The following is a 19,418-nucleotide window of genomic DNA, read 5'->3' on the forward strand; positions in this document are numbered from 1 at the left end:
CCGGGCTTGCCCGATAACAGTTTTCCGTGAATTAATTCGCGGGAATATCGGCCAATGTGTACCGGATGTAATCGCGGTTGGCTTTCATGCGGATCGCGAGGTCGACGACGGGCTGCGGGCTGTCCAATTTCATGAGGCTGCCGAGCAGCATCTCACTTTGCGTCCAGTGCTCCTCGACGTGCTTGCGGAGCAGCACGTCGAACGGTTCGCCGGTCTTCGTGGCCGCCTCGGTGACCTGATCGGGCGTCACCATGCCGGGCATCGGCATGCCCAGGTGCGGGTTCTCCGCGGGCAGGCCGGCCTCGCCGTGCAGCCGGCGCAGGTCGTCAAGCTCGGTGCCGAACCGTGTCGTGAGGTCCGCTGCCAGGGCCTTGAGCTGCGGGTTCGCCGCATGGATCGGTGCCAGGCCGAGCAGCGGCAGGATCTGCTCGTTCATCGCGATGTTCACCTCGATCCAGGCGTTGTCGGTCGCCGAGAAGCCACCGGCGCCGCCATCGCCGGCGGTGAGGCTCGCGGTGGGGGAGAGGCCGGGAGCGGCCGACGAGACCGGTGGCGCCGCCGCCGGACCGGCGCAACCGGCCGTGAGACCGGCCGTGCCGGACAAGAGGCCGGCGCTCAGCACGGCAGCGAGAAATACCCGGTTATTGGCGAACACCCGGGCAGTCTCCAGTTCCGGAACCGGCGATGTCAATGCTTTCTATTGACGGTCGGCAACATGGGCGAAACAATCGCCTCGCTTGGAGAGCGCTTTCCCTGCCCCTTCTCGAATGGTGCGATCATGAGAAAACGGCTGACCTTACTTCTCGCGTTCATCGTCACCGTGCTCGGCCTGACCGGTGTCGTCCCGGCACACATGGCCGCCGCCGCCGAAGTCCTGTTGTCCCAAGGGAAGCCGGTCACCGCCTCGTCCCAGGAGGGCGATGCCTGGGCCGCCGCCAACGCGGTCGACGGCAACACGGGCACCCGATGGTCGAGTTCGTTCGCCGACCCGGCCACCGCGGAAAGCCAGTGGATCCGGGTCGATCTCGGCACGACCACCACGATCAGCCGCGTCGTCCTGCAGTGGGAGGGCGCGTTCGGTAAGGCGTACCAAATCCAGACCTCGAGCGATGGCAGCGCCTGGACCACCATCAAGGCGGTGACCAGCGGTGCTGGAGGCACCGAGACGCTCACCGTGAGCGGCAGCGGGCGGTATGTCCGGATGAACGGCGTGCAGCGGGGGACTGGCTACGGCTACTCGCTGTGGGAGTTCCAGATCTTCGGGGACACCACACCGACCGCACCGACCACACCGCCGACGACGCCGGACACCTTCACCACGATCTGGAGCGACAGCTTCGACGGCGCTGCCAACACCAGTCCCAGCTCGGCCAACTGGCTCAAGCGGACCGGCACCCAATATCCGGGCGGCGCCGCGAACTGGGGAACCGGCTCGGTGGAGACCGCGAGCGACTCGACCGCGAACGTCTACCTGGACGGGGCCGGCAAGCTCGCCATCAAGGCGATCCGCGGTGCGGACGGCAAGTGGACCTCGGGGCGGATCGAGACGCACCGAGCCGACTTCGCTCCGAACCGCGGTGAGCAGCTGAAATTCACCGCCGTGATCAAGCAGCCGAGCGTGGCGAACGGCCTCGGGTACTGGCCGGGCTTCCGGGCGACCGGCGCCGCCTATCGCGGCAACTTCACGAACTGGCCCGGTGTCGGCGAGACCGACATCATGACCGATGTGAACGGGCGCGGGCAGCTCGCGCAGACGCTGCATTGCGGGACCGCGCCTGATGGGGTGTGTGCCGAGTACACCGGGCGATCATCGGGGTTCGCCACCTGCGACGGCTGCCAGAGTGGTTACCACGAGTATTCGCAGGTCATCGACCGGACCAAGACCGACGAGGAGATCCGTTTCTACCTCGACGGCCGGCAGACCTGGGTGGTGCGGGAGTCGCAGGTCGGTGTCGCGGCGTGGCAGGCGGCCGTCCATCACGGCTTCTACCTGCGGTTCGACCTGGCGATCGGTGGATCGCTGCCGAACGCGGTGAACAACGGCCGGACCACGCCGACGGCCGAGACCACGTCGGGTGGCGTGCTTAGCATCGACTCGGTGACCGTGTCTCGCGCAAGCGGCGAAACAAAAGAGGCAATGACCGACCCCGCTGTCCCGGCCGGGCCGAGCATCGTCAAGGTCACCGGCACCCAGGGCAACTGGCAGCTGACCGTCAACGGCACGCCGTGGCAGGTCAAGGGCATGACGTACGGTCCGCCGCAGGGCGCCGCCGACGGATACATGCGGGATCTGGCGAACATGGGCGTCAATACGATCCGGATCTGGGGGCCGGATGCGAACACGCCGTTGCTGCTCGACACCGCAGCTCGCTACGGGATCAAGGTTGTGGTGGGGCTATGGCTGAACCATGGAGCGGACTATCTGAATGACTTGTCCTATAAAAACACTGCAAAAGTGGACATTGTAAAAACCGTCAATGACCTCAAGGGCCGGCCGGGCGTGCTGCTCTGGGACGTCGGCAACGAGGTCATCCTGGAGATGCAGAACTACGGGCTCGCCGCTGACGTGGTCGAGGCACGCCGGGTCGCGTACGCGAAGTTCGTCAACGAGGTCACCGAAGCGATCCACGCGGCCGACCCGAACCATCCGGTCACGTCGACCGATGCGTACACCCACGCGTGGACCTACTACAAGCCGTACGCCCCGGCGCTCGACCTGCTCGCCGTGAACTCCTACGGCGCGATCGACACCGTGAAACGGGACTGGATCGCGGGCAACTACACGAAGCCGTACATCCTCACCGAGGGTGGGCCGGCGGGGGAGTGGGAGGTACCCAACGATGTCAACGGGGTGCCGAACGAACCCTCTGACCTGGCGAAGAAGGCCGGGTACACCTACTCGTGGAACGCCATCAAAGGGCATCCCGGCGTCGCTCTCGGTGCGACCCTGTTCCACTACGGCCTGGAGAACGACTTCGGCGGCGTCTGGCTGAACACCACGACCGGTGGCTGGCGGCGGCTCGGATATCAGGCGGTCCGGGAGGCGTACACCGGGCAGCCGCTCGCCAACTCGGCCCCGGAAATCACCGCGATGTCGGTGGGCAACCAGACCAATGTGCCGGCCGGGGGAACGTTCTCGGTCAGCGTGACCGCTAATGATCCGCAGGGCGACCTCATTCGCTACCACCTGATGGCCAGCGACAAACACATCACCGCCAACCGCGGGCTCAGCCATCTGGCTTTCAGCCAGACCGGGCAAGGATCATTTTCGGTACGCGCACCGGAGACGCTCGGCGTCTGGAAGGTCTATGTGTACGCGTACGACGGCCACGGCAACGTGGGCATCGAGCAGCGATCGTTCCGGGTGGTTCCCCCGGCCGTACCCGGCACCGATCTGTCCCGTGGCAAGCCGGTGACCGCCTCCAGTCACCAGCCGACCGGCACGAACGGCCCGCAGTTGCCGGCGTACGCGGTCGACGGTGACTACGGCACACGGTGGGCCAGCGAATGGACCGACACGGCGTGGATCCAGGTGGACCTCGGCTCGGTGCAGTCGTTCAACCGGGTCCGGCTCGCCTGGGAGGCCGCGTACGCGACCGGCTACACCGTGCAGACCTCGAACGACGGCTCGAACTGGTCCACGATCTCCACGGTCACCTCGGGCGACGGCGGCTTCGATGAGCTGACCGTCTCCGGGACGGGCCGGTACGTCCGGGTCAACGGGACCGCGCGGGCCACCGGATGGGGTTACTCGCTCTACGAGTTCGGCGTGTACCGCGTCTGAGCGCAGTCGATGGCGCCCGTAGGTTCCGGAACCTGCGGGCGCCGCTTCGTATCGATACCCCACTGAGCTGCGTCTATGCATGCTGGGACGGTCGTGAAAGCGCTTCCCCGGTATTTCCCGAGCATTGACAGCCCTCAACGGCCCGTTCACTCTCTTGGCAAGAGAGCGCTTTCACAGCTCCGTCCTCGTTGTGAAACAACTCCGAAACGTTCCCCCGAGGAGTCCCCGCCATGAAACGACGCCTGTTATCCGTCGCCGCCCTCGGCGGCCTGCTCGCCGCGTTCCTCGCGGTACCCGCCGGCCCCGCCGCGGCGGCCGAGATCCTCGTCTCCCAGAACAAGCCGGCCACCGCCTCGTCCAGCGAGTGGGCCGGCACCCCCGCCGCCTCCGCTGTCGACGGTGACAACGGCACGCGGTGGTCCAGCGCGTTCGCCGCCGCACAGTGGTTCCAGGTCGACCTCGGCACCGCCACCGCGGTCAGCCGGGTCGCGATCAACTGGGAGGCGGCGTATGCCCGCGCCTTCCAGGTGCAGCTCTCCACCAACGGCAGCAGCTGGACGAACGCGTACTCCACGACAACGGCCTCGGGTGGACAGCAGAGCATCCCGGTCAGCGGAACAGCGCGATATGTTCGGATCAATCTGACGCAACGCGCTCTGGAGGCTTACGGCTACTCCTTCTGGGAGTTCCAGGTCTTCTCCGAGAGCGGCACCACGAACCCGGCGAACGGTTTGCTCTCCTACGCCAAACCGGCGCGAGCGTCCACCGAGCAGAACGACCCGGCGTGCAACCCGTGCACCGCCGACAAGGCGTTCGACAACGACCCGGCCAGCCGCTGGGCCACCAGCGCGACCACCGGCTGGGTCGACCCCGGCTGGATCCAGGTCGATCTCGGCGCCACCGCCCAGATCAGCCAGGTCGTTCTGCAGTGGGACCCGGCTTACGCCCGGGCGTACCAGATCCAGGTCTCCGCAGACGCCGCCACCTGGTCGACGATCTACTCGACCACCACCGGTGACGGCCTCAAGGACGTCATCAACGCCGGCGGGACCGGCCGGTACGTCCGGATGTACGGCACCGCCCGCAGCAGCACCTACGGGTACTCGCTCTGGGAGTTCAGCGTGTACGGCACCGGCGGCACCCCGACAGCGCCGCCCGCCAAGCCCGCCGACCCGGTCTTCCCGGCCACCCGCCTGGTCTTCGCCGACGAGTTCAACGGCGGCGCCGGCAGCAAGCCGGACACCAGCAAGTGGACCTACGACCCGGGCTTCCCGCAGAACGGCGAGGTCCAGTACTACACCCCGGACAGCGCCAACGCCGCGATGAACGGCACCGGCGCCCTGGTGATCGAGGCCCGCAAGGAAGCCTCCAACGGCCGCGACTACACCTCGCACCGGATGAACACCAGCAACAAGTTCAGCGTCCAGTACGGCCGGATCGAAGCCCGGGTCAAGGTGCCGAAGGGCAACGGGCTGTGGCCGGCGTTCTGGCTGATGGGCGACGACTTCCTGCAGGGCCGCCCGTGGCCGTACAACGGCGAGATCGACATCATGGAGGTCCTCGGCCGCAACACCAGCGAGGCTTACTCCACGTTGCACGCGCCGGCTTACAACGGCGCCGGAGGGTACGGCCAGAAGTACGCGACAGTCGACCTGTCCCAGGACTTCCACGTGTGGGCGGCCGAGTGGGACAGCAAGGGCATCCGCTTCTTCCTGGACAACACCCTGGTCTTCACAGCGAGCAAGGACACCGTCGAGAACACCCGTGGCCCGTGGATCTTCGACCACAAGTTCTACCTGATCCTCAACCTGGCTGTCGGCGGCGACTTCCCCGGACCGATCGACGCCACCACCCCGTTCCCCGCCCGGATGCTCGTCGACTACGTGAGGGTCTACCAATGAGGAAGCTCTTCGCCGGTGCGGCGGCCGCCGTCCTCGCCGCATACCTACTCGTCTCCGCCGGTCAGGCCAGTGCCGCCGACACCCTTCTCTCGCAGGGGAAGACGGCCACCGCGTCGTCGACCGAGTCGGCCGCTTTCCCCGCGTCGAACGCCGTCGACGGGAACGGCGGCACACGGTGGTCCAGCGCGTTCAGTGACCCGCAGTGGTTGCAGGTCGATCTGGGCGCCAGTGCCACGATCACTTCGGTCGTGCTGGATTGGGAGGCGGCTTTCGCGCGTACCTATGCGGTGAAGGTCTCGGCGAACGGCCAGAGCTGGACCACCCTCTATTCGACCGCCGCCGGAGGCGGTGGGAAGCAGACCCTGACCGTGACCGGGACCGGCCGCTATGTGCGGCTGGAGACCAGCGTGCGGGCGACCCAATGGGGTGTCTCGCTCACCGAGTTCCAGGTGTTCGGGTCCGGCGGCGGCAGCACGCCGACGATCCCGCCGGGCGCGGTCCGGGTCTCCGAGTTCCTGGCGGACTGCCCATTCAGTCACCGGTTGCCGGATGACCCGATCATCTTCCCGAACCTGCCGGGCGCGTCGCACATGCACAGCTTCTTCGGGAGCACCGTGACGAACGCGTTCTCGACGGCCGACCAGTTGCTCAACGCGAACAGCAACTGCAACCCGTCGATCGACAAGTCGTCCTACTGGATCCCCACGCTCTATCAGGACAACACACCTGTCGAACCGGTCACCGGTATTTTCTACTACCTCGGTGAAGGGGTACGCGACGACCTGATCGCGCAGACCCAGCCGCTGCCGTTCGGCCTGCGGATCGTGGCCGGCAACGCCAAGGCGACCGGGCCGGCCGACAACACCATCTCCCGGTGGTCGTGCCTGCACGCCGGGCACGTCGGGTCGTCGCCGGACTTCGTGAACTGCCCGGCCGGCACGATGCTGGAGTCGTACCTCGATTTCCCGCACTGCTGGGACGGGCGGAACCTGGACTCGACGGATCACAAGAGCCATATGGCGTACCCGGTCGGCAACGCCTGCCCGCCCACCCACCCGGTCGTGGTGCCGAAGCTGCGGCAGGTCATGCGGTACCCGGTCAGCGGTGACCCGGCTCGGCTGAGGCTGGCGTCGGGTGGCGGTTACACCATGCACGGCGATTTCTTCAACGCGTGGCCGGTCGAGGAGATGGCACGGCGGGTGAACGACTGCATCCGTCCGATCATCAAGTGCGGGGCGGACGGACGGCCTTGAGATCGTGGCCCCTCCTCCAGGAGGGGCCACGGAGGCTGATAACCCAGTGCAAACGGAGCACGGCGGCACCGCGGTCGCCGAAGCACGCGACCCCGGGGTGGCGATGGTGGTCACCTTTCCCATAGAACCTTCTTTATGATCTCGCGACCTCGGCAACCCACCATGGACCAGGTTGCCGAGGTGGCCGGCGTCTCCCGCGCGACGGTCTCCCGGGTGATCAACAACGCGGCCTCGGTGGCGCCGGCGATCCGCTCGGCGGTGGAACGGGCGATCGCCGAGACCGGGTACGTCCCGAACGTCGCCGCCCGCAGCCTGGTGACCCGCCGATCCAACTCGGTGGCCCTGGTGATCAGCGAACCGGACCGGCCGGACGACCACTCGTTCCTGAACCGGATCTTCACCGACCCGTACTTCGGCCGGGTGACCGCCGGCGCGACCGGCGCACTCCGCCCGCACGACGTGCACCTGGTGGTCGTGCCCACCGACGCCGCCGACCAGCACCAGGTGATCCGGTACCTGCGACAGGGTCACGTCGACGGCGTCCTGCTGATCAGCAGCAACGAGCACGATCCGTTGCCGGCCCAGGTCCACGCGCTGGGCATCCCGGCCGTGCTGTCGTCCCGGCCGTCCGGGCCGCTGCCGGTCAGCTACGTCGACGTCGATCAGCGGGCCGGCGCCGGCCTGGCCGCCGCTCACCTGTGGTCCCGGGGATGCCGGGTGCTCGCCACGATCAACGGACCGCTGGACATTCCCGCTGGTCAGGAACGGCTGGACGGCTTCCGGTCGGCTCTCGGCCAGGACGTGCCCGCGGTAACCGGCGACTTCACCCGGGCCGGTGGTGAGGCCGCCGCCCGGGCCCTGCTGGAGGCGCATCCGGCGATCGACGGGCTGTTCGTCGCCAGCGATCTGATGGCCGAGGGCGCCCTGCGTGCCGTGCAGGACCGGGGACGGCGGGTGCCGCAGGACGTGGCGGTCGTCGGATTCGACGATTCGAGCGTCGCGCTGGAGTGCCGGCCACCGCTCACGACGGTCCGCCAGCCGGTCGAGGAGATGGCGGCCGAGATGGCCGGGCTGCTGATGGCCCACATCGACGTGCCGGGCCGATCACCCCGCTCGGTGATCTTCCAGCCCACGCTGGTCCTGCGCGACTCCGCCTGATCCCTCAAGCTACCGGATCCTTCATGAGATCTGATTCTTCAAACGACCTGGCGGATCGCGTCGGCCACCTCGGGGATGCGGGACTCCGGCAGGCCGGCCAGATTGATCCGGCCGCTGGGCAGGCCGTAGATCCCGTGCTCCACGCGCAGCCGCTCCATCGCGCCGGCCGTCAGCGGCAGGCTCAGGAACATCCCGCGCTGCTCCGGCAGACCAGGCATGTCGCCTAAACGGGAAGCCAGTCCCGTTCGCAAGCGCCCGAGCCGGCGCCGCATCGCCTCCAGCTCGGAACGCCAGCACGCGGTCAGCTCCGGGTCGCCGAGGATCTCCTCGACGATCATGGCGCCGTGTGCCGGTGGCTGGGAGTAGCTGGTCCGGGCGATGCCCTCCAGCAGGCCGCGGGCGCCGGGCAGTTCGCCGACGACCAGGGCCGCGCCGACCCGTTCGCTGTAAAGTCCCCAGGCCTTCGAACCGCTCACCGCCACTACGCCGAACGGCACGGCCCGCAGCAGCCGGCGCATCCCGGCGAGATCGGCGTCCAGGCCGTCGCCGAGACCGAAGTAGGCCTGGTCGATGAACGGCACCACACCGCGCCGGACCAGTGCCGCGCTCAACAGGTCCCACTGCCGGATCGGCATGCTGAACCCGCTCGGGTTGTGACAGCACCCCTGGATCACCAGCGCGTCACCGGGCCGCGCGGTCTCGACGGCGGCCAGCATGTCCTGGACCGGATGCGTGGCGACCCGCAGACCTGCTGCCGCCAGAATGCCGGCGTGGTTCACGTACGACGGCGTGCCGAGATGCACTGTCCGATCCGGCCCAGTCGTGGCGAGCAGTTCGGCGAGTAGCCGGAGGGCTCCGGTGCCGGCCACGCTCTGCACCGCGACGGTGCGGGAGGACAGGTCGGCGCCGGCGAGCAGCAGATCGGTCAGCAGTGCCGCGAACCTCGGGTTGCCGGACGGTCCCGCGTACGCCTTGGATGGTGATCGTTGCGCTAAGCGCAGCTCCGCCGCACGGACCGCGCGCATCACCGGGCTCGCGCCGCTGTCGTCGCGGTAGACGCCGACGATCAGATCGAGCCGCTCGGGTCGCATGTCATCGGCGCACGCCGCCGTGAGCTGCCACAACGGGTCGGCGGTGAGCAACATGATCTGGTTTTCCTTCCAGCAGCGGGAACAGGACGACGCCGGTCACGATCAGCGCCAGGCTGACGAGCGTCGATGTCGTGATCGGCTCGCCCAGCAATGGCACGGCGGTGATCGTGGTCAGCACCGGTGCGAGCGCGCCGAGGCAGGCGGCCATTCGCGGACCGAGATGCCGGATGGCGACGGAGTAGCAGAGCGCGGCGATCACGCCGACGCCGATTCCCTGCACGGCGACGTAGACGACCAGATCCTGGCCGGCGGTGATGTGCGACGGGACGAGTCCGAATCCGATCAGCGCGGCCGTGACCAGAGCGGACGGCACGCAGAGCACGAGCGCGGCACCGATGGGATCGAGCCGGGTCGATCGCAGCGCCAGCGTGTAGACGCTCCAGATCAGCCCGGCGACCAGCAGCACGACGATCCCGCCGCCGGTGCGCCAGGACACCGAAGCCGCGACGCCAATCAATATCACGCCCAGCGCGGCGGCTTGCGCTCGCCGGATCCTCAAACCCAGCCCGGTGAACGCCAGAACCGCCACGAAGATCGGCACGACACCCGGAATGACGAGCCCGACCAGGGCCGCGCTGGTCAGCGACCCGCCCAGCGCGGAGACCGCGAAGTACGGCAGCCCCGCCCCCACGCAGAGCGCCGCGATGACCACCGGCCTTTCGCCGGACAACGATCGCAGTGTTCGCGGGATCCACGGCGACAGCAGCACTACGGGGGTAGTGAAGCGGATCAGCGCCACGTCCATCGTCGTGAGGCCGGACGCGCCGATGCCGCGGATGCTGAGCGCGAACCCGGCCCAGACCACGACGGTCGCCGCCATCGCAGCCCATCCCAACGGCTTTCTCATGGCTGGAACGCTATGCGGATCGCCAGGGCAGGCGATTGCTAAATCATGCGTCTCCGCGGCTGATCTTGGCAGAATCTGCTCCATGAAGACCCTCGACGCGATCGACCGGCGGATCCTGCTCGCCCTGCAGAACGACGGCCGCCTCAGCAACCAGGAACTCGCCGACCGGGTCGGCCTGTCCCCGTCACCCTGCCTGCGCCGGGTACGCCTGCTCGAAGAGGCCGGCGTGATCGCCGGATATCGGGCCGTGCTCGATCAGGAGGCGGTAGGCCTCGCGATCACGGCGTTCGTCCGGATCACCCTGGAGTCGCACGGCGCCGAGGTGGTCGAGCGCGTCGAGGCGGAGATCCGCGGCATCCCGGAGATCGTCGAGGCGTATCTGCTCGCCGGTGACCAGGACTACCTGTTGAAGATCACGGTGGCGTCGTTCGCGTCGTACGAGGACTTCGTCCGCAACCGCCTGCGCACGATCCCCGGCCTGGCCTCGATTCAGACGACCTTCGCCTTCGGCGTCACCAAGACGGTCTCGCCGCTGCCTGTCGGCTCCTATTAGGATCTTCCGGGTGACGTTCGAGAGGTTCGACACCGGAGTCGCGCATCCGGCCCGGCGATACAACCGGAGCTGAAAGCGAGCGGGGACGAGTCGCTGCGCACCGGCCGCTCGGATGTCCACCCGCGCACCCGGGCCGAGCTGCTGCAGTTCGTCGACGGCCTGGAACTCGTCGACCCGGGCATCGCGGCGATCAGCGAGTGGCGCCCCGATCCGGACGACGAGGAGCAGCCCACCCCGGTGGAGGCGTCCCTCTTCGGCGTGGTGGCCCGCAAGCCTTAGCGGCGGGCGGTTTTCTCGCGGTACATCGCGGCGTCGGCCTCGCGCAGCAGGCGGTCGGGGTCGGCCGAGGTGTCGCCGGAGACGGCTACGCCGATGCTGACGCCTACCGTGACCGGCTTGTCGTCGATGAGGTACGGCTCGGAGAGTGCTGTCTGGATCGCCTTGCGCACGGTTTCGTGGCCGTCCTCGGCGCTCACGCCGCCGACCAGGACCACGAACTCGTCGCCGCCGAGGCGGGCCACCGTGTCGGTGCGGCGCAGCAGCTTGGTCAGGCGTTTCGCCACCTTGATCAGGAGCTGGTCGCCGGCGGCGTGGCCGAGGGTGTCGTTCACCGCCTTGAAGCCGTCCAGGTCGAGCAGCAGCACGGCGAAGCGGTACTCCGGGTCGCGGGTGGCGCGCAGGCCCGCCTGGGTGAGGCGGTCCTCCAGGAGCAGGCGGTTCGGCAGGCCGGTGAGGTGGTCGCGCAGGGCCGCGTTGCGCAGCCGTTCCTCCTGTTCGCGCAGCGCTGCCAAGGTGACCTGGTAATCGAGGGCCTTGCCGAGCAGCGAGCCGGAGTGGTTCATCATCTCCCGGCCGGGCGGGATGGTCGACTGGATGCGCCCGACAGCGGCGAGCATGCCCCAGTCCCGGGCGCGGGTGCGGACCGGTGCGACCATCACGACGTCGCCGGCCCGGCCGTCGGCGGCGCTGAACAGCTCGAGTGGCGGGAACTGGGTGACCGGAATCTCGGCGTCCGGCGCGCCGGACGAGGTGTGGTACTCGCCGACCAGACGCAACAGCGACGGATCACTCGGAGACCAGAGCCCGAGACATCCCGCGCGCTGTGCGAGCCGGGGTCGAGGGTCTGCACCGCCATCACCCGGTCGCCGCCCGCGACCGCCGCCGCGTTGATGCCGGCGATGATCGCGCCGTAGTAGTCACCGCCGACGAAGGGGGAGAGGATTCCGTAGGTGCGGCCCGTCACCTCGTCATGATCTCTCGAATCCGGCTCGGTCAGGCCAGTTCTACGCCTCGAGATCAGGAAGCAGCTTGTCCAGTCTCGCCGGCAGGTCCCGCACCCGGATGCCGGTCGCGTGCCAGATCGCGTTGATGATCGCGGCCGGGGACCCGACGATGCCGATCTCGCCGATGCCCTTGCTGCCCATCGGGTTGATCTGGTCATCCTGCTCGTCGAGCCACTCGGCGTCGATCTCCTGCACATCCGCGTGCGCCGGGATGTGATATCCGGCCAGGTCGTTGTTGACCCACTGGCCCAACGCCGGGTCGAGGACACCCTCCTCGTGCAGGGCCATGCCCATCCCCATGATCATGCCGCCGAGGAACTGGCTGCGGGCGGTGCGCGGGTTCAGGATGCGGCCGGCGGCGTACATGCCGAACAGCCGGGACACCCGGACCTCGCCGGTGACGGTGTCCACGCGTACCTCGGCGAAGTGCGCGCCGAAGGCGTGCCGTCCGTCGGTACCCTGCTTCCCAACGAGCTCGGTGGTATCGAAAACGGTCTCGTCGGAGCCGGAGGCCACCAGGGCCCGGCAGGCGCCGGTGACCGCCCACCCCCAGGACGCGCTGCCGGAGCTGCCGCCGGCGACCGAGGCGACCGGCAGCGTGCTGTCGCCGATCTTGATCTCGATCCCGGACGCCGGGACCCCGAGCGCGTCCGCCGCGATCTGGCTGAGAATTGTCCGGGCGCCGGTGCCGAGATCGGCGGCGCCGATGGACACCTCGAAGCGTTCCGGGGTCATCCGCCGGACCCGAGCCGTCGACGGCTGCACCATGGTCGGATATGTCGCCCCGGCCACACCCGTGCCGATCAGCCAGTCACCCTCGCGCCGCCGGCCGGGCCGGTGATCACGGCCGGACCAGCCGAAACGTTGCGCGCCGCGGCGCAGGCACTCGACGTAGTGGCGGCTGGTGAACGGCTCGCCGCTCTCCGGCTCGACAGTGGGCTCGTTGCGGATCCGCAGCTCGATCGGATCCATGCCGAGCTTCTCGGCGAGTTCGTCGATGGCGCATTCCAGGGCCACCATGCCGGGCGCCTCGCCGGGGGCACGCATCCAGCGTGGTGTCGGCATGTCGAGGCGGACCAGGCGGTGGCCGGTGCGGCGGTTCGGTGCGGCGTACATGTGCCGGGTCACCACGGCGGTTTGCTCGGCGTACTCGAACAGGCGGCTGCTCTGTGAGGTTGCCTGGTGATCGATCGCGGTCAGGGTGCCGTCGCGGTCAGCGCCCAGCCGGATCCGCTGGATGGTCGGCGTGCGGTGGCCGACGATGCTGAACATCTGCTGGCGAGGCAGTACCACTTTGATCGGGCGCCCGGTGACCCGCGCGCCGAGAGCGGCTAGAACGGCGTTGGGGCGGGCGGTTCCCTTGGCGCCGAAGCCGCCGCCGATGTGTTCGGCTACGACATGGACGTCCGTCACTCCGAAGATCTCGCCGAGGGTCGCGGCGATGCCGGACGGATGCTGGTTGGAGTCGAAAACGGTCAGGTTGTCGCCGTCCCAGCGGGCGATCGTGGCGTGTGGCTCCATCGGGTTGTTGTGCAGCGCCGGAGTCGAATAAACCTCATCAATCGCAATATAAGACGACTTAAGGGCTTTATCCACGTCACCCAGCGCCGACTCCGCAGGGAAACTCGGGTTCACCGTCTCCGGCGTGTACAAACCCGGATGATCCTCCCGTAGCACCGTGTCAGGCTGCTCGCCCGCGGTGATCGAAAGACTCAGCGTCTGCGCCGCCCGCCGCGCCGCCTCCAGCGAATCCGCGATCACCAGCGCGACCGGCTGCCCCCGATAACTGATCTTCTCCGACTGCAGAACCGCCAGCTCGGGATCATCGACCGCCGCCAGCACCGGCGCATTGCCGTGCCACAGAACCGCGACCGCGTCCTCCAGCGGATCGACGATCACCGCGTCCAGCGTCCCGCTCGCCACCGGCGACGGCACGATCCACCCGTAGGCCAGGTCGTCCTGCGGATACTCAGCGGCGTACCGAGCCGCCCCGGTCACCTTCTGCGGTCCCTCCAGCCGCCCGAGCGGCGCACCGACAGCCCCCTGCATGGTCGCGGTCATCGTTTCTCTCCCGCCTCTGCCAGCCGGCCCAGGACCGAGGCGGTCAGATTGCGCATCAGAGCGATTTTGTACGCGTTGTCGCGCAGCCCCCGTGCATCCGCGAGCTCGGCGTCAGCCGCCGCGAGGAAGGCTTCCTTCGTGGCCGGCGAGCCGACCAGCAGCTGTTCGGCGACCCGGGCCCGCCACGGCTTGTGCGCCACGGCTCCCCAGCCGATCCGGACATCGCTGATCAGGCCATCCGTGACGGTCAGCGCGGCCGCGACCGATCCGACCGCGAAGGCGTACGACGCCCGGTCCCGCGCCTTGCGATAGGCCGAGTTCACGGCGGCCGGCAGCGCGGGCAGTTCCACCGCGGTGATCAGCTCGCCGTGTTCGAGGATCGTGTCGCGTTCCGGCTCGTCGCCGGGCAGGCGGTGCAGCTCAATGACCGGAATCCGCCGGCTGTGCGTCGCCACGACCGCGTCCAGCGCCACCAGGGCGACCGCCATGTCGGATGGGTGGGTCGCGACGCAGGACTCGGACGCGCCGAGGATCGCCAGGTTGCGGTGGTCGCCCTCGCGGGCCGGGCAGCCGGAGCCGGGCGTGTGCTTGTTGCACGGCATGGTGGCGTCCATGAAGTATCGGCACCGGGTCCGCTGGAGCAGGTTTCCGCCGGTGGTGGCCATGTTGCGCAGCTGACCTGATGCTCCGGCGAGCAGCGCCTGGCTCAGCACCGGATATCCGGCGCGGATCCGCGGGTCGGCGGCCAGGTCGCTGTTGCGCACCGCCGCGCCGATGCGCAGGCCGCCGTCATCCAGTGCGGTCACCTCGTTCAGCGGCAGCCGGTTCACGTCGACCAGGACGTCCGGGGTGGCGACACCCAGCTTCATCAGGTCGACCAGGTTGGTGCCGCCGGCCAGGAAGACAGCGCCCGGTTCGAGCCGGTCGTCCAGCCCGGTGGCGCTGCGATACGTGAACGTCTTCATCGGCCGGCCGCCTGGTGACCGGCCGCCTGATGAATGGCCGGGACCATGTTCGGGTAGGCGCCGCAGCGGCACAGGTTGCCGCTCATCCGTTCCTTGATCTCGGTGTCGCTGAGCAGATCGCTGTCCTGGGTGACTGCGCTGGGCCAGCCCTTCTCGACCTCGTCGAGCATGCCGATCGCCGAGCAGATCTGCCCCGGGGTGCAATATCCGCACTGGAAGCCGTCGTGGTCGAGGAAACCGCGCTGCACCGGGTGGTCGTCGAGCCCTTCGATCGTCCTGATCTCCGCGTCCTGGTGTGCGACGGCGAGCAGCAGGCAGCTGTTGACCCGCCGGCCGTCGAGCAGGACCGTGCAGGCGCCGCACTGGCCGTGGTCACAGCCCTTCTTCGCCCCGGTCAGATCGAGGTGCTCACGCAGCGCGTCCAGCACGGTGGTGCGAAGGTCCAGGTCGAGGTCGTGATCGACCCCGTTGACGGTGAGACGCATGAGCGCCGGTTACCCACCCTCGACCGAGTCATGCTCGCCACTGCAGGTTTGCACCAAACAATGTTTGTGGCAAACTAAACCTCATGATCGAACAGGACCTGTCCGGGATCAGCGGGCACCGATTCCTCTACACCTACGCGAACGGCTGGGTGTACGAGATGTACGTCAAGAACCCGACGGCGATCGATTACCGGATCCACACCGGGCACGTCGGCGGCCGCTGGGTCCGCGATCAGCAGGTCGACCTGGTCCAGCTCGCCGACGACGTCTACAAGATCTCGTGGACCGAGCCGACCGGCACGTCCGTCGTGGTGAACGTGCTGCCGAAGCTGCGCCGCCTGCACGGCACCATCTTCTTCCCTCAGTGGATCAAGCTGGACGGCAGCAAGACCGTTCTCTTCCAGAACGAGCACCTGGACAAGATGCGCGCGTACCGCGACGAGGGGCCTACGTACCCGATCTACGTGGTCCCGGAATTCGCCGAGATCCAGCTGTTCGAGCGCGTCGGCGAGGACGACGAGTCGATCATCGCGACGGCGCCGGCTGACCTGCCGGCGGACTTCCTGCAGCGGCGGAACTGAGCTTCTCGGTCAGCTTCTGCACGTCGGCCGCCGAGACGGCGCGCTTGGCGGTGTCGACGTCGATCGCGTTCCGCAGCCCGGCGACGCCCTTCTTCGCCTCGGTGAGGAGCTTGCCGCGTTCGGCGTCGTCGAGCCAGGTCAGGGTCAGTTCGAGATCGTCGCCCTCGGCAAGCTTGACCAGGCGCCGGGGCTGCGAGGTGGTGATGAACCAGGTGAGTTTGCCGTCGGTCACCGGGACGGCTTTCTCGTTGTTCACGATCGTCTCCGGCCCGCGCGTCAGCGTACGGCCGACCGGGTCGAGGGTGCCGGCGAGCCGGGCCGGTGTCAGGGTGTCGCCGAAGTCGAGGTCGAAGAACTCCGGCGGCACGCTGATCCAGCGGTTCCAGTAGGTCAGGTCGTCGGACTCCCGGCCGTAGAGCTTCCAGAAGACGCCCTCGGACTTCGCGAACGTGCGGTCACCCAGGTCGAGGAACGTGGCGGTGAGCCGGCGGACAGCGATGTGCCCTGCTGTGGTGCCGTCCGCGGTGACCCGGGCGTTCAGGACGATCCGCTCGCCGTCGTCGTCGGTGTACCACCCGGCGTAGTGCACTGCCGGCGCGCCGATCAGCGCGCCGGACGCCTCGCGAAGCTCGGTGGCGGCGAGGCTCGCCGGATCAGGCTCGGTGCCGGCGTCGGGCCGGGTCAGCAGCACCGCGGTGACCGCGCCGGCCAGCAGCGCCACCACGGCCACGCCGATGATCGTCTTCGATGTCGGACCCACGGTCGATCAATTTACGGGGAGCCGGTCATGGGGTCCAGACCGGATCGCGGCCGATGAATCCCAGCAGCCTGGTCTGCGCGTCCGCATCGGCCGGCACGGCTACCCGCGGCCCGTACTGACCCGAGGAGCGCATGATCTCCTCCATCGGCTCCATGCCGTCGACCAGCAGGGCGGCGAACTCCGGATCGAGGCGGTCGTCCTGGCCGGTCGCGCGGGCCAGGTCCCAGGTGTGCATGAACACATCGGCCGTGTAGAACTGGTCGATCGCCCGGTCCAGCGGCACCTCGCCGATGTGCGGGTTGGCGAGGGTGCGCTGCGGCGTGGCCGGGTCGTCGAGGATCGCCTGCACCCCGGCGACGTGGGTGTGCCAGGCGCCGGCCGGGTCGTCCTCGGTGCTCGGGCCCGGTGGGATGGTCGCCGACGAGCCGAGGAGGCCGGGCAGCCACGTGACGAGGTGTTTGACCACGTCGCGGGCGGCCCAGCCGGCGACGGGCGCGGGGGAGTCCCAGTTCTTCACACCGTCGACGCGGGCGGTGAACTCCCCGGCGATCCGCCGGTGCCGATCAGCAGGTGTCAGTTCGGAAAGCGACATCGTCCCACCGTATACTTTCAACTGCTAGGTTTAAAGCCCTTCGTAGACCCGGTTACCCCGAACATATGTCTGCGCGACCTTCGCCGAAGCGATCTCGTCGGCCGGCCCGTCGAACGGGTCCCGGTTCAGCACCACCAGATCGGCGACGTTTCCGGCGACCAGGCTGCCGCTGTCGTCACGGTGGTTCACGTACGCGCTACCGGCCGTGTACGCCGCCAGGGCGGTACCCAGATCGAGGCTCTGCTCGGCCAGGAACGGCCGGTGCGCCGACCCCGGATGCGCCCGGTTCACCGCCACATGCACGGCCTCCAGGGGATTAGCCGGGCTGACCGGCCAGTCACTGCCGGCCGCCAGGGTGGCGCCGGCGCGCAGCAGATCACCGAAGACGTATTGCCGGGCCGCTCGGGAGGCGCCCAGGAACGGGATGGTCAGCTCGTCCATCTGCGGCTCGTGCGCGGCCCACAGCATCTGCAGGTTCGCGGTCGCGCCGAGCTGCCGGAACCGGGGTACGTCGGCAGGGTCCATCACCTGCAGGTGGGCGAGGTGCGGGCGGGTGTCCCGGAAGCCGTTGGCCTGCCGGGCCGCGGCCACCGCGTCGAGGGCTTCGCGGACCGCCCGGTCACCGAGCGCGTGGAAGTGCACCTGGAAGTCGAGGGCGTCGAGCGCGGTGACATATCGGGCCAGGTCGGCCGGATCGACGAAGCTCAGGCCGCTGTTGGCGGTGGCACAGCCGCAGGCGTCCAGGTACGGCTCGTTCATCGCGGCCGTGAAGTTCTCCGCCACACCGTCCTGCATGATCTTCACGGTCGAGCAGGTCAGATTGCCGGTGGTGAACCGGGCCCGTCGCTCGACCAGGCCGGGGATCTGCTCGTCGCCGCGGTCCCGCTCCCACCAGAGCGCGCCGGTCACCGACGAGACGAGCGTGCCGTCGGTCGCCGCGGTGCGATAGGCGTCCGACGGGTCCGGATAACCGTGGTTCGAACCGAGCATGGCGTCCTGCCAGCCGGTCACCCCGAGCGAGTGCAGCATCGTCTGCGCGCGCAGCAGCCCGGCGACCAGCTCGGTCTGCGTCGCCGCCGGGATGTGCTGCCCGACCAGGCCGATCGCGCCCTCCTGCAGCGTGCCGACCGGCTCACCCCCGGCATCCCGGTTGATCACACCGTCGGCCGGATCGGGAGTGTCCCGGGTGATGCCGGCGATCTTCAGCGCCAGGCTGTTCACCCAGGCGCCGTGGTGGTCACGGTTGGTCAGATAGACGGGCCGATCCGGAACCACCTGGTCGAGCAGTTCGGCGGTCGGCACACCACCCGGGAAACTCTCCATCGACCAGCCGCTGCCGACGATCCACTCCCGGTCCGGGTTCGCCTCGGCGTACTCGCGGATCCGCACCAGATAGTCCGCCAGGTCGGTGGTCCCGGTCAGATCGCACTGGCCCATCTCCAGGCCACCGAAAACGGCGTGCACATGCGCGTCCTGAAACCCGGGCAGCAGCATCCGCCCCCGCAGATCCACCACTTCGGTCCGGGGACCCCGCAGATGGTCCAGGCGGTGCCCCACCTCAAGGATCCTTCCCTTGTGTACGCCCAGAGCAGTAGCCCGCGAGCGCCCGGCATCGACGGTGAGGACGGGTCCTCCGACGAACAGCAGATCGGCGTAGGTCATGCGCTTGCCTTCTCTGAGTAGGGTGATCGGCGCCGCCACTTGGCGACCCCGGCGGTGACCAGCCCGAGCGCCACGATGACGGCCGGGATGGTGAGGCTGAACCAGCCGTCGTCGGCGGCGATCGCGAACGACCCACCGAGCGTGGCGTCCGTTCTCAGCGAGTTCCTCGGTGGACATCACCCGCTGGAACGCGATGGCGCCGAGCATGCACAGACCGAGCATGGTGACCAGGGCGATGTATCCGCCCCGGGCGGCGTCACCCGGGTTCTTGGTCTCCTCGGTGACGCTGAACGCGGCGTCCCAGCCCCAGTAGCTCTGCCAGGTCGAGTTCGGCATCCAGGGTTCCCGCCCAGGCCGGGAACAGGATGCAGGACAGGGGCTA

17 protein-coding genes are annotated in these 19,418 nt (G+C 68.6%); 7 read left to right on the top strand and 10 right to left on the bottom strand.

Annotated features, from left to right (window positions below):
- Positions 1-31 precede the first annotated feature (31 nt).
- Complete coding sequence (locus ACQP2E_RS15195) at positions 32-655, bottom strand: hypothetical protein (protein ID WP_433832078.1); 624 nt, start codon at positions 653-655, stop codon at positions 32-34.
- 123 nt (positions 656-778) lie between these two features.
- Between ACQP2E_RS15195 and ACQP2E_RS15200 the strand changes: the two genes are divergently transcribed.
- The 4 genes from ACQP2E_RS15200 to ACQP2E_RS15215 all read left to right on the top strand — a co-directional run bounded on the left by ACQP2E_RS15200 (position 779) and on the right by ACQP2E_RS15215 (position 8,096).
- Positions 779-3,784 (top strand): discoidin domain-containing protein, encoded by a 3,006-nt coding sequence (locus ACQP2E_RS15200; RefSeq protein WP_433832080.1) that lies wholly within the window; start codon positions 779-781, stop codon positions 3,782-3,784.
- A 230-nt stretch (positions 3,785-4,014) separates the two neighbouring features.
- Positions 4,015-5,685 (top strand): discoidin domain-containing protein, encoded by a 1,671-nt coding sequence (locus ACQP2E_RS15205; RefSeq protein ID WP_433832082.1) that lies wholly within the window; start codon positions 4,015-4,017, stop codon positions 5,683-5,685.
- Positions 5,682-6,938, top strand: coding sequence for a DUF1996 domain-containing protein (locus ACQP2E_RS15210; RefSeq protein WP_433832084.1), 1,257 nt, complete (start codon positions 5,682-5,684; stop codon positions 6,936-6,938). The genes ACQP2E_RS15205 and ACQP2E_RS15210 overlap by 4 nt, the downstream gene beginning before the upstream one ends.
- Positions 6,939-7,073: 135 nt before the next feature.
- A complete protein-coding gene (locus tag ACQP2E_RS15215; RefSeq protein WP_433832086.1) occupies positions 7,074-8,096 on the top strand; it encodes a LacI family DNA-binding transcriptional regulator in 1,023 nt (340 codons plus the stop codon).
- Between the two features lie 38 nt (positions 8,097-8,134).
- On the opposite strand, the gene ACQP2E_RS15220 is transcribed toward ACQP2E_RS15215, so the two are convergent.
- Positions 8,135-9,241 (bottom strand): aminotransferase class I/II-fold pyridoxal phosphate-dependent enzyme, encoded by a 1,107-nt coding sequence (locus ACQP2E_RS15220; RefSeq protein WP_433832088.1) that lies wholly within the window; start codon positions 9,239-9,241, stop codon positions 8,135-8,137.
- On the bottom strand, positions 9,189-10,094 hold the full coding sequence (locus tag ACQP2E_RS15225) for a DMT family transporter (RefSeq protein ID WP_433832090.1): 906 nt from the start codon (positions 10,092-10,094) through the stop codon (positions 9,189-9,191). The genes ACQP2E_RS15220 and ACQP2E_RS15225 overlap by 53 nt, the downstream gene beginning before the upstream one ends.
- A gap of 82 nt (positions 10,095-10,176) precedes the next feature.
- Between ACQP2E_RS15225 and ACQP2E_RS15230 the strand changes: the two genes are divergently transcribed.
- Together ACQP2E_RS15230 and ACQP2E_RS15235 are read left to right on the top strand one after the other, a co-directional pair.
- Positions 10,177-10,647: an Lrp/AsnC family transcriptional regulator gene (locus ACQP2E_RS15230; RefSeq protein ID WP_433832092.1), complete on the top strand. Its 471-nt coding sequence runs from the start codon at positions 10,177-10,179 to the stop codon at positions 10,645-10,647.
- 93 nt (positions 10,648-10,740) lie between these two features.
- The gene (locus tag ACQP2E_RS15235; RefSeq protein WP_433833932.1) at positions 10,741-10,926 is read left to right on the top strand and encodes an SAM-dependent methyltransferase; all 186 of its coding nucleotides are present in this window, start codon (positions 10,741-10,743) and stop codon (positions 10,924-10,926) included.
- Here ACQP2E_RS15235 and ACQP2E_RS15240 read toward each other — a convergent pair.
- From ACQP2E_RS15240 to ACQP2E_RS15255, 4 genes are all read right to left on the bottom strand, one after another.
- Positions 10,923-11,702 carry a diguanylate cyclase domain-containing protein gene (locus ACQP2E_RS15240; protein WP_433832094.1) on the bottom strand — a complete coding sequence of 260 codons (780 nt, stop codon included), beginning with the start codon at positions 11,700-11,702 and terminating at the stop codon, positions 10,923-10,925. The genes ACQP2E_RS15235 and ACQP2E_RS15240 overlap by 4 nt on opposite strands.
- Positions 11,703-11,930: 228 nt before the next feature.
- The gene (locus ACQP2E_RS15245) at positions 11,931-13,991 is read right to left on the bottom strand and encodes a xanthine dehydrogenase family protein molybdopterin-binding subunit (protein ID WP_433832096.1); all 2,061 of its coding nucleotides are present in this window, start codon (positions 13,989-13,991) and stop codon (positions 11,931-11,933) included.
- The gene (locus tag ACQP2E_RS15250) at positions 13,988-14,956 is read right to left on the bottom strand and encodes an FAD binding domain-containing protein (RefSeq protein WP_433832098.1); all 969 of its coding nucleotides are present in this window, start codon (positions 14,954-14,956) and stop codon (positions 13,988-13,990) included. The genes ACQP2E_RS15245 and ACQP2E_RS15250 overlap by 4 nt, the downstream gene beginning before the upstream one ends.
- Complete coding sequence (locus tag ACQP2E_RS15255) at positions 14,953-15,441, bottom strand: 2Fe-2S iron-sulfur cluster-binding protein (RefSeq protein WP_433832100.1); 489 nt, start codon at positions 15,439-15,441, stop codon at positions 14,953-14,955. Before ACQP2E_RS15255 ends, ACQP2E_RS15250 begins: the two co-directional genes overlap by 4 nt.
- Before the next feature lie 83 nt (positions 15,442-15,524).
- On the opposite strand from ACQP2E_RS15255, the gene ACQP2E_RS15260 reads away from it, so the two are divergent.
- Complete coding sequence (locus ACQP2E_RS15260; protein WP_433832102.1) at positions 15,525-16,022, top strand: phenolic acid decarboxylase; 498 nt, start codon at positions 15,525-15,527, stop codon at positions 16,020-16,022.
- On the opposite strand, the gene ACQP2E_RS15265 is transcribed toward ACQP2E_RS15260, so the two are convergent.
- The 3 genes from ACQP2E_RS15265 to ACQP2E_RS15275 are packed head-to-tail and all read right to left on the bottom strand — an operon-like array spanning position 15,967 to position 19,372.
- Positions 15,967-16,782, bottom strand: coding sequence for a hypothetical protein (locus ACQP2E_RS15265; RefSeq protein ID WP_433832104.1), 816 nt, complete (start codon positions 16,780-16,782; stop codon positions 15,967-15,969). The two genes, ACQP2E_RS15260 and ACQP2E_RS15265, sit on opposite strands and share 56 nt — an antisense overlap.
- Positions 16,783-16,807: 25 nt before the next feature.
- A complete protein-coding gene (locus ACQP2E_RS15270; protein ID WP_433832106.1) occupies positions 16,808-17,374 on the bottom strand; it encodes a TIGR03086 family metal-binding protein in 567 nt (188 codons plus the stop codon).
- A 30-nt stretch (positions 17,375-17,404) separates the two neighbouring features.
- Positions 17,405-19,372, bottom strand: a complete 1,968-nt coding sequence (locus ACQP2E_RS15275) for an amidohydrolase family protein (protein WP_433832108.1) — start codon at positions 19,370-19,372, stop codon at positions 17,405-17,407.
- Positions 19,373-19,418: the final 46 nt, after the last annotated feature.

The sequence above is a fragment of the Actinoplanes sp. CA-015351 genome, assembly GCF_050955685.1.
In the GTDB taxonomy this organism is placed as follows: Bacteria; Actinomycetota; Actinomycetes; order Mycobacteriales; family Micromonosporaceae; genus Actinoplanes.

Coding starts and splice junctions, on each gene's coding strand:
- ACQP2E_RS15200 (WP_433832080.1), top strand. CDS start 779: ATGAGAAAACGGCTGACCTTACTTCTCGCGTTCATCGTCACCGTGCTC.
- ACQP2E_RS15210 (WP_433832084.1), top strand. CDS start 5,682: ATGAGGAAGCTCTTCGCCGGTGCGGCGGCCGCCGTCCTCGCCGCATAC.
- ACQP2E_RS15255 (WP_433832100.1), bottom strand. CDS start 15,441: ATGCGTCTCACCGTCAACGGGGTCGATCACGACCTCGACCTGGACCTT.
- ACQP2E_RS15275 (WP_433832108.1), bottom strand. CDS start 19,372: ATGCCGAACTCGACCTGGCAGAGCTACTGGGGCTGGGACGCCGCGTTC.
- ACQP2E_RS15215 (WP_433832086.1), top strand. CDS start 7,074: ATGATCTCGCGACCTCGGCAACCCACCATGGACCAGGTTGCCGAGGTG.
- ACQP2E_RS15270 (WP_433832106.1), bottom strand. CDS start 17,374: ATGTCGCTTTCCGAACTGACACCTGCTGATCGGCACCGGCGGATCGCC.
- ACQP2E_RS15225 (WP_433832090.1), bottom strand. CDS start 10,094: ATGAGAAAGCCGTTGGGATGGGCTGCGATGGCGGCGACCGTCGTGGTC.
- ACQP2E_RS15230 (WP_433832092.1), top strand. CDS start 10,177: ATGAAGACCCTCGACGCGATCGACCGGCGGATCCTGCTCGCCCTGCAG.
- ACQP2E_RS15260 (WP_433832102.1), top strand. CDS start 15,525: ATGATCGAACAGGACCTGTCCGGGATCAGCGGGCACCGATTCCTCTAC.
- ACQP2E_RS15245 (WP_433832096.1), bottom strand. CDS start 13,991: ATGACCGCGACCATGCAGGGGGCTGTCGGTGCGCCGCTCGGGCGGCTG.
- ACQP2E_RS15205 (WP_433832082.1), top strand. CDS start 4,015: ATGAAACGACGCCTGTTATCCGTCGCCGCCCTCGGCGGCCTGCTCGCC.
- ACQP2E_RS15250 (WP_433832098.1), bottom strand. CDS start 14,956: ATGAAGACGTTCACGTATCGCAGCGCCACCGGGCTGGACGACCGGCTC.
- ACQP2E_RS15220 (WP_433832088.1), bottom strand. CDS start 9,241: ATGTTGCTCACCGCCGACCCGTTGTGGCAGCTCACGGCGGCGTGCGCC.